A 12,237-nucleotide genomic window follows, 5' to 3' on the forward strand; every position below is an offset into this window, starting at 1 on the left:
AAGTCTATGTCAGCTAGAGATTTATCCGTATTACTTAGTGTCATTCTGATTATTGCCATGTTAATTATTCCTTTTTATCCATGGATGCTAAGTATTTTTATCATTATTAATATCTCCCTTGCTCTGATTGTTCTATTAACAACCATGAATATACAAGAGCCGTTGCAATTCTCCATCTTTCCATCCTTGCTTTTATTACTAACACTGTACAGGTTAGGTCTAAACGTTTCTACGACAAGATCCATTCTGAGTGAAGGTACTGCGGGTACTGTTGTAGAAACGTTTGGAACATTCGTAGTAGGTGGCAACGTGGTCGTTGGACTTGTTGTTTTCATCATTCTGGTGGTTATACAGTTTGTTGTAATTACGAAAGGTGCAGAACGTGTCTCAGAGGTAGCTGCACGATTTACATTAGATGCAATGCCAGGTAAACAAATGAGTATTGATGCAGACCTGAACGCAGGGATGATTTCTGAACAAGTTGCAAAAGAGAGACGTGAAAAAATAGCAAAAGAAGCGGACTTTTACGGAGCGATGGACGGAGCCAGTAAGTTTGTAAAAGGGGACGCCATTGCGGGGATTATCATCGTGTTCATCAATGTTATCTTCGGTATTGTTATCGGAATGGCACAGATGGGTTTGAGTTTTGCTGAATCTGCTCAAAAGTTTACACTTCTTACGGTAGGGGATGGAATTGTATCTCAAATTCCAGCTCTGTTGATCGCAACTGCTACAGGGATCGTGGTGACAAGGGCGGCATCTGAGGGGAATCTTGGTGGAGATATTACGAAACAGTTGTTTGCCTATCCGCAGATGCTTTATGTTGCTGGAACCACTATATTACTTCTTGGTATTGCCACTCCGATTGGCCCTTTGTTAACGGCACCAATCGCGTCTCTTATCATCGTAGGTGGATATATGATAAGCAAAAAGCAAAAAGCAGACATTGTGGTGGAAGAGGAAACGGAAGAGGAAGTAGTGACTGATGAATTGAGGAGTCCAGACAGCGTGGTCAACCTTTTATCCGTGGACCCGGTTGAATTTGAATTCGGATATGGACTGATTCCATTGGCGGACTCCAAGCAGGGTGGAGATTTGCTAGATAGGATAGTCATGATAAGACGCCAACTAGCACTTGAGCTTGGGTTAGTCATACCTGTTGTTCGAATAAGGGATAATATTCAGCTGCAACCTAACGAATACCGTTTGAAAATAAAAGGGAATGAAGTTGCAAAAGGTGAGCTATTGCTTGATCATTATCTTGCGATGAGCCCGGGAATGGATGAGGACAGCATTGAAGGTATTGATACGATAGAACCTTCCTTTGGGCTTCCTGCAAAATGGATTAGCGAGGATATGAAGGATGAAGCAGAAATGTATGGCTATACCGTTGTAGATCCTCCTTCTGTGGTATCAACTCATATTACTGAAAAAATGAAACAACATGCCTACGAGCTTCTTGGGAGGCAAGAAACAAAACAGCTTGTCGATCATTTGAAAGAAAGCACGCCGATCTTAGTGGAAGAAGTAACACCATCGCCACTTTCCATTGGGGATGTACAGAAAGTATTAGCCAAACTTCTTAAAGAAAACGTGTCAATCAGGAATCTGCCGATTATATTTGAAACATTGGCAGACTACGGAAAGATGTCAGCAGACACAGACCTTTTAACAGAGTATGTTAGACAAGCACTAAGTAAACAGATTACCAATCAATATGCCGTTGGAAATGAGACGTTTAAGGTCGTGACATTGGCAGGCAGGGTGGAAAAACTGATTGCTGATCACATTCAACAAACAGAACATGGAAATTTCTTATCGCTTGATCCAAATGTATCAATGGAAATTGTCCAAAAAGTGGGCGAACAGATGGAACAGTTTTCTGTTTACGAGCAATCACCGATTCTATTATGTTCCCCGGCTGTCAGGATGTATGTGAAGCAAATGTTGGATCGATATATACCGCAAGTACCTGTTCTGTCTTATAACGAATTGGAAGCAAGCATAGAAGTACAAAGTATCGGGGTGGTGAATGTGGAAGGATGAAAGTAAAAAAATATAAGGCTGAGAATATGCAGCAGGCTATGCAACTGGTCCGACTTGAATTGGGAGATGATGCGGTCATACTTAATTCCAAATCAGTCAAAACGTCAAGATTTTTCGGGCTTCTTTCCAAAAAGGGAGTGGAGGTGATAGCAGCAGTGGATGAAGAACCGTCTAGCCAAACGCTGAAAACTAAAAATCCCCAGATTCAACCTGAGGGGATTCAAGCTTCCAAGCAAACGATTTCTACCTCGACATCAAGGGTAGAGCAAGATAAACTTTTTGACAGCATACAAGAAATGAAGAAAATGATGAAAAGCTTAACACAAGAAAAGCAGAGGGATCCATTGTTGCCTGATTTCTTCTTCCATTTGGAAGAAAAGCTCGTACAAAGTGAAATTAGCCCTCTACATGTTGAAGAGATGATGGATACCATATATGAAAAATGGTTGGAAAATAAAACAATGACAGATAACTCTATATTGGAATTGGTCGAAGGAGGATTGCTTCAGTCTTTGAAAGAGGTATCTTTTGATCAAGATCCTTACAAAAAGAAATTTATCTGTCTAGTAGGGCCAACAGGGGTCGGAAAAACAACGACTTTGGCAAAGTTGGCCGCCAACGCTTCCCTTAGAAAGGGGAAATCAATCGGGTTTATTACAACAGATACCTATAGGATCGCAGCAATCGAACAATTAAAGACATACGCAAGCATTCTAGAAGCGCCCATTGAAGTGTGTTATTCTGCCGAGGATTTCTTAGCTGCTAAAAACAAGCTATCCCATTTGGATGTCGTCTTTATTGATACAGCTGGAAGAAATTTTTTAAACGAACATTTTATCGAAGAATTGAAAGAAGTCTTAGATTTTAAAGAAGAAATGACGACATTCTTGGTCTTGTCCCTTACTTCCAAAATGACGGATATGAAGAAAATAGCTGACCAATTTTGGAATGTGGGGATCCATCAATTCATATTCACTAAAAAAGACGAAACAACCTCGATTAGTTCCATGTATGAGATTTCAAGATTGTATCAAAAAGGTGCGGCGTTTATAACAGATGGCCAAAATGTTCCTGAGGACCTTATTCCTTGCACGAAAGAATTGATGGTTCGCTCGATCATAGAGGAAATAGCCTAATGAATGATCAGGCAAGAGCATTAAGAGAACAAGTGAAAAGATCAAAGGAAAACCCCCATGTAGAACCCACTATAAGACAAGAAGCAAGGGCCATTGCGGTGATGAGTGGTAAAGGAGGGGTTGGCAAGTCGAATTTTTCGTTGAACTTCTCCTTATCCATGCAAAAAAAAGGCTATAATGTTTTACTTTTTGATATGGATATAGGGATGGCCAATATTGATATTCTTCTGGGAGTGACCCAAAGATACAGTATTCTGCACCTTTTTGAAAGGAACCTTTCTTTAGAAGAGATTGTTCAAAAAGGTCCAGAAGGATTATCTTACATTGCCGGTGGTTCTGGCTTAAAAGATATTTTTCATTTTGATGAACAAAAAAGGATTCATTTTCTCTCTCAGCTTCAACGATTGTCCATTCAATATGATTACATTATTTTTGATATGGGAGCAGGCGTTACAAACGAAAGCCTACAATTAATTTTATCCTGTAACGAAATAATTTTGATTTCAACATGCGAACCGACCGCCATGACAGATGCATACTCTGCATTGAAATTTATCCATAACCACGATCAGAATATACCTTTTCAATTGGTTGTCAATCGTGCAGTAAGCGCAAAACATGCCTTAAATACGGCAGTAAGGCTTCAATCTGTTTCCAAAAAATTCTTAAACAGAAGCCTTTCCCACTTGGGGTCGTTACCTGACGATAAGAATGTGACGTTAGCCGTAATGGAACAAACTCCATTTGTATTAAGATTTCCCAACAGTCATGCAAGTCGTGCTGTCCAAGATATTACATCTAACTATTTAATTGGACTTGACACTTCTGCCACCAAGAAAACCAACTCATTTATACATAAGCTTCGACGACTGTTCGGTTAGCTTTATGGGAGAGGAAGGCATGTATCATGAACAAAGTGAAAGTACTTATTACGGATGACTCCATTTTTATGCGAAAACTGTTATCGGATCTATTGGAAAAACATCCAGGAATAGAAGTAATTGCTACTGCTAAAAACGGAAAAGAAGCTATAGAGAAAATAAAAGAGTTCTCCCCAGATGTTGTGACGTTGGATGTAGAGATGCCACTGATGAATGGGTTACAGGCACTCGAAGTCATTATGAAGGAACACCCGGTTCCGACTATCATGTTATCAAGTACGACAACAGAAGGGTCCTTAAATACTATCATTGCAATGGAACAAGGTGCAGTAGATTTTGTAGCCAAACCATCCGGTGCCATTTCACTGGATATCCATAAAGTGAAAGAGGAGCTCATCAACAAAATCCTGCTTGCATCCAAGTCCAACCTCTCTCTTTTCAAGCAACCTATTAAAAAAGATAAGGAAATAGTTTCCTCTCAGAGTTTTTATAGTAAAATAGACCTATTGGAAAAGCCTAGTAATCATGTGAATACCTTGGTTTGTATCGGAACATCCACTGGAGGACCGCGTGCGTTGCAAACACTCCTTTCCGTGCTTCCTAAATCTTTTCCTGCACCGCTTTTTATTGTTCAGCATATGCCTAAGCATTTTACCAAATCACTTGCAGATAGACTTAACTCCATTTGCGATATAACAGTAGTAGAGGCTGTACATAATCAAAAAGTGGAAAAAGGGATCGCATATATCGCACCCGGAGATTTTCATATGGAAGTGATTAAACGTGCAGGAAGTCTCTTTATTCACCTTCATGAAGCTCCTCCTATAAAAGGCCATCGTCCTTCTGTAGACACATTGTTCCGTTCTATTGGGAATCTTGCAACCTATCAAAAAGTTGCTGTGATCTTAACAGGGATGGGGAATGATGGAACAGACGGATTAAGGTATTTAAAGGAGAACGAGAAAGAAAAGACCTTGGCACTTGCTGAGTCAGAAGAGTCATGTATTGTATATGGAATGCCAAGGGCCGCCATACACTCAGGTATGGTGGATGAAGTACATCATTTAAAACATATGTCAAAGAGAATTAACCAATACATTTTGTCTTAGGGGTGCAATGAATGGACTTAAATCAATATTTAGATATTTTTCTTGAAGAGAGTAAAGAACATTTGCAAACTATCAATAATCAGCTATTAGAGTTGGAGAAACACCCTGCAAACATCGAGATTGTTAACGAGATCTTCAGATCTGCGCACACCCTCAAAGGTATGTCTGCCACGATGGGTTATGAAGATCTGGCCAGCCTTACTCATCAGATGGAAAACGTTCTTGATCTTATTCGCAACGAAAAATTAACTGTTACCACCAACCTGTTAGATATTGTATTTCGTTCTGTTGAATACCTAGAGGAAATGGTGCTTTCTATCTCAGAAGGTGGAGACGGAAAGAAAGATGTTAAAGAAGTGGTGTCCCTTTTAATTAAAATTGAAAAGGGGGAGCAATATTCCTTACCCACAATCTCTGAGGAACAAAAATCTTCCGAGCAAACATATGATTCCTATGAGATTACGATATTGCAACAATCAGAGGAACAGGGATACACTCCATATGAAGTTACAATTAGCCTCAGACAAGACTGTTTATTAAAAGCTGCCAGAGTGTTTATGGTATTTGAAGTGGTAGAAGGAATGGGAGAAGTAATCAAATCCAATCCATCCGTCGATCTATTAGAAGAAGAGAAGTTTGAAAATAGTTTCCAAATTACCATGGTATCTAAAGAAGAAGTAAGTAATATTAAAGAAAAAATAATGAAGGTATCTGAACTCGAAAAGGTAAGTGTTAACAAGCTTGATACACACCTTCTTGCAGCCTTAGAAGGTGAAAGTGCTGAAGAAGTTGCAGTAGAAGAAATAAAATCTGCACAAGTAGAAGTGGCTCCCACAACGGCAGTATTGGAAAAAAAGGAAGAGAAGACAACTCCAGTCAAAGGAACACCGGGATCCAATAAAACAATCAGGGTTAGCATTGACCGATTAGACGGATTGATGAACCTGTTTGAAGAGCTTGTTATAGACAGAGGAAGGTTAGAACAAATCTCTAAGGATTTGAATGAACCTGAATTAGTTGAAACGGTGGAAAGAATGTCCCGGATCTCTAATGATTTACAAAATATTATATTAAACATGCGTATGGTCCCAATTGAAACAGTCTTTAACCGCTTCCCTAGAATGGTAAGACAATTGGCCAGAGATCTAGGGAAAAAGGTGGATATTGATATTATCGGGGCGGAAACAGAACTTGACAGAACCGTGATGGATGAAATAGGAGACCCTCTTGTTCATTTATTGCGAAACGCCATTGACCATGGAATTGAAACACCTGAGGTCAGGACCCGAAATGGAAAGACAGAAGAAGGAAAAATAACACTAAAAGCTTATCATAGCGGAAATCATGTGTTTATTGAAATCATGGATAATGGCGCTGGTATTTCCAAAGAAAAGGTTCTTAACAAAGCCATCAGTAAAGGAGTCATTTCTCAACAAGAAGGGGAAAGATTGAGTGAACAAGAAGTATATCAACTTATCCTTTCTTCTGGATTTTCTACTGCAGAAGTGATTTCCGATATATCCGGCCGCGGCGTAGGACTAGATGTTGTGAAAAACACAATTGAGTCATTAGGCGGAAAAATCACCATTGATTCTCTTGAAGGATCAGGGACAACTTTTTCCATCCAACTACCGTTAACCCTATCTATTATCTCCGTTTTATTAACGGAAATAGAGAACGAAAAATATGCGATTCCACTATCTTCTATTATAGAGACTGCCATTATTAAAAAAGAAGAAATCTTAACTGCACATAACCAGGAAGTCATTGATTTCAGGGGGAAAATCGTACCGGTAGTTTACTTGAAAAAAGTTTTCGATGTGCAAAAGCAGCAGGTAGAACCGCCAGACTTCTATTCACTTGTCTTGGTGAAAAAAGGTGAAAAAATTGCCGCATTAGTAGTAGATTCCTTCATAGGACAACAAGAAGTAGTACTGAAGGGACTAGGACAATACCTGAACTCTACCTTTGCCATCAGCGGAGCAACCATCCTCGGAGACGGACAAGTAGCCCTAATCATAGACTGTAACGCCTTGATCAAATAAAGACCTTAGCTGTTGATTGGAGCAAAAGGCGAAGACTCCAGCAGCGCCTCTAGGAAAGCGAAGCCATTTGCGGAGATCAACAGCGGTGTCAAACGAAACCACTTATTAAATAAGAACAGGAGGTAACAATTATGGAGGCAACAGAAAAGAAATTAAAGCTAATAGTATTCGAACTTCAAAAAGAAGAATACGCCATACCAGTCCAACAAGTACGTTCCATAGAAAAACTACTGCCGATCACACGTGTTCCCAACGTCCCTCCCCATATAAAAGGAGTCATCAACCTAAGGGGAGTCATCACTCCAATAGTAGACTTGCGAGCAAGGTTCGGCCTCGAGGTAAAACTAGAATCAGACTCTTCACGTATCATCATCACCGTATTAGATGAACATGAAGTAGGATTTATTGTAGATGCAGCCAATGACGTAATCGATATCACAGAGGGGCAAATAGAACCTGCTCCGGAAGTAGTAGGCTCTGTAGAGAATAAATACGTTCAAGGTGTAGTGAAAATCGACAAAAGGCTTTTCGTATGTCTAGATCTAAACGAAATCCTACAGCTAGATCAATCCAAGGATTGAGGCCGTAAAGATGAATAATAAAGATAAATTAAATGAATTAGATCTATTAAAAGAACTGGGAAACATAGGGGCTGGCAATGCAGCAACGGCATTATCCCAGCTCCTTAATAAAGAGATACACATGAATGTCCCGTTAGCTAAAATTGTTTCTTTTAATGAGATGATGGAATTGATGGGAGGTTCAGACAGACCAGTCGCAGCTGTCTTTCTTAGAATGGAAGGTGAATTATCGGGAAGCTTATTCTTTGTTCTGTCCATGGAAGATGCCACCAAGTTGATTAACCAACTCATACCTGAAAAGAAAATAAGTGTAGAGGAACTTGCCTCACATGAACTTGGACTTTCCGCTTTACAAGAGTTAGGAAATATAATTTCTGCACATTATTTAACAGCGCTATCTGAGTGTATAGGGCTTGCGGTCACACCTTCTGTACCGCAAGTAACCATTGATATGGTCGGTGCAATAGTCGTCACTGGACTTTTGGAAATTTCCCAAGTCAGTGATCACTCCATTTTCATCGACACAGAATTGACAGATACAACAGATAACCAGATAGAGAAGACGAAAGGCCATTTTTTCCTGATCCCTTATCCGGATTCATTTGAAAAAATATTGGCAGCTTTGGGTGAAAAATAATGACTAGTGTAGAATCAGTCGTTAAAGTTGGTATTGCAGAAATGGGTATAGTGAAGTCTCCTCAACTGATTCGAACTGCCGGACTTGGTTCATGTGTAGGAGTTGTAATTTATGACACTTCTACCAAAATTGCTGGAATGGTCCATATCATGCTTCCAGATTCAAACCTGACGAGACAGGCTCCTATTAATGCAGATAAATATGCAGATACAGGAATTCTACATCTAGTTGACAATCTTCTTCTTAAAGGAATGAAATCATATAGCATGAAAGCCAAAATTGCCGGCGGAGCACAGATGTTCCAGTTCAGCAGTGCTAGCACGGACATGATGAGGATCGGACCAAGAAATGTAGAAGCGGTAAAGGAGAAGCTTGCCGCCTTACATATTCCATTAATCAGTGAGGACTGTGGAGGAAACAATGGAAGAACGATTGAATTTAATCCTGAAAACGGGAAGTTAATGATAAAAACCGTTAATAAAGGAGTATGTTACATTTAACTGCTTTCGGTCTTAGGAGTATATAAGGAGGAAAGCCATGACTACTTCAACTTCAAATAAAGATTCCGCCTATTGGGATCTCTGGAAAACAAAAAAAGATCCGGACGCCGGAGACTTTTTAGTGAAAAAATATATGCCTCTTGTACATTACCATGTTCAGCGAATATCAACTGGCCTCCCTAAAAGTGTGAAAAGGGAAGAATTGAAAAGCCTGGCATTTGTGGGCCTGTTTGATGCAATTGAAAAATTTGACCCGTCACGGGACTTGAAGTTTGATACATATGCTTCTTTCAGAATTAGAGGGTCTATTATAGATGGATTGCGAAAAGAGGATTGGCTCCCAAGAAGTGTAAGAGAAAAGGCAAAGAGAATTGAATCCACTTTAGAAAAACTGGAACAGAAACTGATGAGGAATGCCACTTTGGAAGAAGTTGCCGCACAACTTGAAATGCCGGAGGAAGAAGTTTCCGCCGTCATGCATGAAGTCTTTTATTCAAACATACTGTCCATGGATGAGATGCCAAAAGAAAATGAAGAACAATCGCATGGTGCATATGTTCTTAAAGACGAAAAGATTATTTCTCCAGAAGAAGAATTAATAAAATCAGAACTCATCCAACTTCTAGGGGAACAGATTGAGAATCTGACTGAAAACGAGCAAATCGTTATCAGCTTGTTTTATAAAGAAGAGCTTACTTTGACAGAGATTGGACAAGTATTGGGGCTTACAACATCCCGCATTTCCCAAATACATTCCAAAGCTATTTTCAAACTAAGGAAACAATTAAATCCAATACTGTAACATGCGTGTTTGACCGCCTGCTTTCCAGATCTGGACAGCAGGCAAATGATAAAAGGGTTGTGAAGACATGTTAATAATTTTTACTGTTGTAAATTTCGCACTCATTCTACTTGCGATTTTTTTTATTGTTTTACTTTACATCAAACTTTCCAAAGTTCAACAACTGGAACAAGAATATCGTACCCTCATCCAAGATGCAGAGGATACCATCACAAGTTATGTATTGGAGCTTAAAGAAGAAAACAACACCTTTTTGCAAAAATTGTCTAATCCAAATCCTAGTACCTCTCAAATAGATAAACATGAAAGCATTGACACTAGGGAAGATGACCTTACCGAGGCAGATTTGAAGGACCTATTAACGCAAGAAAACGTCAGAGATGATGACACGGAAACCTTGAGGGAAGAGAAACCATTCGAGGAATGGAACTTTAAAGATCAGGTGAAATATCTAAGTGGAAGTGGACTTTCTTCCTCTCAAATTGCCAAAAAACTTAACAGAGGGAAAACGGAAGTAGAATTACTGTTGAAATTTCGACAATGAAACCTATTTAAAACTTGATTGTCAAAAGTGATTATGATATATTTATTTTCGGTGTTATAAATTCACACGTTTGCCGATCTGAGCATTGGTGCTGATTCGTCAGTTTTGCTTGGAGATGACGTTGACGGAGGAAAAAAAACCATTAGGAGGAATATAACATGTCAGTAATTTCTATGAAACAATTACTAGAAGCTGGTGTACACTTCGGTCACCAAACTCGTCGCTGGAACCCAAAAATGAAGAGATACATCTTCACTGAGCGTAACGGCATCTACATCATCGACCTTCAGAAAACTGTTAAAAAGGTTGAAGAAGCTTACAACTTCGTTAAAGAACTTGCAGGTAACGGCGGAACAGTATTATTCGTTGGTACTAAAAAGCAAGCTCAAGATTCTGTGAAGGAAGAAGCAGAACGTTCTGGAATGTACTATGTTAACCAACGTTGGTTAGGTGGAACATTAACTAACTTTGAAACAATCCAAAAGCGTATCTCCCGTCTTAAAGCTATTGAAAAAATGCAAGAAGACGGTACTTTCGAAGTACTTCCTAAGAAAGAAGTTGTAATGTTGAAGAAAGAGCTTGAGCGTCTTGAGAAATTCTTAGGCGGAATCAAGGACATGAAAGGTCTTCCTGATGCATTGTTCATCATCGACCCACGCAAAGAGCGTATCGCTGTTGCAGAAGCAAGAAAATTAAACATCCCTATCGTTGGTATCGTTGACACTAACTGTGATCCAGACGAAATCGATGTTGTAATCCCTGCAAACGATGATGCTATTCGCGCGGTTAAACTATTAACTGGTAAAATGGCAGACGCTATCTTAGAAGCTAAACAAGGCGAAGAGACAGCTACAACTACTGCATAATTTGATTTAAGAAAAGGTGATAAGAGGGGAAAGCCTTTTATCACTTTTTTTTGGAAAATATGACATTCGCAATAAAAAATATTTACATATCCTAAGGAGGAAATGAACAATGGCTGTTACTGCACAAATGGTAAAAGAATTACGTGAAAAAACTGGCGCTGGTATGATGGATTGCAAAAAAGCGTTAACTGAAACAAACGGAGACATGGAAAAAGCAATCGATTTCTTGCGTGAAAAAGGGATTGCTAAAGCTGCAAAGAAAACAGATCGTATTGCTGCTGAAGGTCTAACTGCTATCGTAACAAAAGGAAACGAAGCGGTTATCCTTGAAGTGAACTCTGAGACTGACTTTGTTGCTAAAAACGAAGGCTTCAAAACGCTTGTAAATGAATTAGGTGAATTCCTAATCTCCAACAAGCCTGAGTCTGTTGAAGTTGCTCTTGAAGCAAAAATGGACAACGGTGTTGCAGTTTCTGAGCACATCAACTCTGCAATTGCTAAAATCGGAGAGAAATTGACTCTTCGTCGTTATACAATCGTTACAAAAACTGACGCAGACGCATTCGGTGCATACTTGCACATGGGCGGACGTATCGGTGTATTAACTCTTCTTGAAGGCACTACTGATGAAGCTGCTGCAAAAGACGTTGCTATGCACATCGCTGCGATCAACCCTAAATACATCTCTCGTGACGAAGTTTCTCAAGAAGAAGCAGACCGCGAGCGCAAAGTACTAACTGAACAAGCTCTAAACGAAGGTAAGCCAGAAAACATCGTAGCTAAAATGGTAGAAGGCCGTCTTGGAAAATACTTCGAAGATATCTGCCTACTTGACCAAACTTTCGTTAAGAACCCTGACATGAAAGTACGTCAATTCGTAGAAAGCAAAGGCGCTACTGTTAAATCCTTCATCCGTTACGAAGTTGGAGAAGGAATCGAAAAACGCCAAGACAACTTTGCTGAAGAAGTAATGAGCCAAGTTAAAAAATAAGAGGAACAACATATATAAAAGGGGAACACAATTTGTGTTCCTCTTTTTGAAAGGATAGGCTTGATATTTCTCAAACCTATTTCCCTGTTGAATGAAGTG

At 39.5% G+C, this 12,237-nt stretch carries 12 protein-coding genes; all 12 read left to right on the plus strand.

Features of this window, described 5'->3' with window-relative positions:
- Positions 1-6: 6 nt before the first annotated feature.
- Complete coding sequence (gene flhA, locus LC091_RS06825) at positions 7-2,046, plus strand: flagellar biosynthesis protein FlhA (protein ID WP_226681285.1); 2,040 nt, start codon at positions 7-9, stop codon at positions 2,044-2,046.
- The gene (gene flhF, locus LC091_RS06830; protein ID WP_226681286.1) at positions 2,043-3,182 is read left to right on the plus strand and encodes a flagellar biosynthesis protein FlhF; all 1,140 of its coding nucleotides are present in this window, start codon (positions 2,043-2,045) and stop codon (positions 3,180-3,182) included. Before flhA ends, flhF begins: the two co-directional genes overlap by 4 nt.
- The gene (locus tag LC091_RS06835) at positions 3,182-4,063 is read left to right on the plus strand and encodes a MinD/ParA family protein (protein ID WP_226681287.1); all 882 of its coding nucleotides are present in this window, start codon (positions 3,182-3,184) and stop codon (positions 4,061-4,063) included. The genes flhF and LC091_RS06835 overlap by 1 nt, the downstream gene beginning before the upstream one ends.
- 26 nt (positions 4,064-4,089) lie before the next feature.
- On the plus strand, positions 4,090-5,172 hold the full coding sequence (locus tag LC091_RS06840) for a protein-glutamate methylesterase/protein-glutamine glutaminase (protein WP_226681288.1): 1,083 nt from the start codon (positions 4,090-4,092) through the stop codon (positions 5,170-5,172).
- An 11-nt stretch (positions 5,173-5,183) separates the two neighbouring features.
- Positions 5,184-7,217 (plus strand): chemotaxis protein CheA, encoded by a 2,034-nt coding sequence (locus LC091_RS06845; protein ID WP_226681289.1) that lies wholly within the window; start codon positions 5,184-5,186, stop codon positions 7,215-7,217.
- 131 nt (positions 7,218-7,348) lie between these two features.
- Positions 7,349-7,798 carry a chemotaxis protein CheW gene (locus LC091_RS06850; protein ID WP_226681290.1) on the plus strand — a complete coding sequence of 150 codons (450 nt, stop codon included), beginning with the start codon at positions 7,349-7,351 and terminating at the stop codon, positions 7,796-7,798.
- Positions 7,799-7,808: 10 nt separating this feature from the next.
- The gene (locus tag LC091_RS06855; protein ID WP_226681291.1) at positions 7,809-8,435 is read left to right on the plus strand and encodes a chemotaxis protein CheC; all 627 of its coding nucleotides are present in this window, start codon (positions 7,809-7,811) and stop codon (positions 8,433-8,435) included.
- Positions 8,435-8,935 carry a chemotaxis protein CheD gene (locus LC091_RS06860; protein ID WP_226681292.1) on the plus strand — a complete coding sequence of 167 codons (501 nt, stop codon included), beginning with the start codon at positions 8,435-8,437 and terminating at the stop codon, positions 8,933-8,935. Before LC091_RS06855 ends, LC091_RS06860 begins: the two co-directional genes overlap by 1 nt.
- A gap of 37 nt (positions 8,936-8,972) precedes the next feature.
- Positions 8,973-9,737 (plus strand): FliA/WhiG family RNA polymerase sigma factor, encoded by a 765-nt coding sequence (locus LC091_RS06865; RefSeq protein ID WP_226681293.1) that lies wholly within the window; start codon positions 8,973-8,975, stop codon positions 9,735-9,737.
- A 67-nt stretch (positions 9,738-9,804) separates the two neighbouring features.
- Positions 9,805-10,281, plus strand: a complete 477-nt coding sequence (locus LC091_RS06870; protein ID WP_226681294.1) for a hypothetical protein — start codon at positions 9,805-9,807, stop codon at positions 10,279-10,281.
- A gap of 158 nt (positions 10,282-10,439) precedes the next feature.
- Positions 10,440-11,147 (plus strand): 30S ribosomal protein S2, encoded by a 708-nt coding sequence (gene rpsB, locus LC091_RS06875; RefSeq protein WP_060665922.1) that lies wholly within the window; start codon positions 10,440-10,442, stop codon positions 11,145-11,147.
- A gap of 109 nt (positions 11,148-11,256) precedes the next feature.
- Positions 11,257-12,138, plus strand: a complete 882-nt coding sequence (tsf, locus tag LC091_RS06880; protein ID WP_226681295.1) for a translation elongation factor Ts — start codon at positions 11,257-11,259, stop codon at positions 12,136-12,138.
- Positions 12,139-12,237 lie beyond the last annotated feature (99 nt).

Origin of the sequence: Sutcliffiella horikoshii, from assembly GCF_020524325.1 — a bacterium.
GTDB lineage: Bacteria > Bacillota > Bacilli > Bacillales > Bacillaceae_I > Sutcliffiella_A > Sutcliffiella_A horikoshii_D.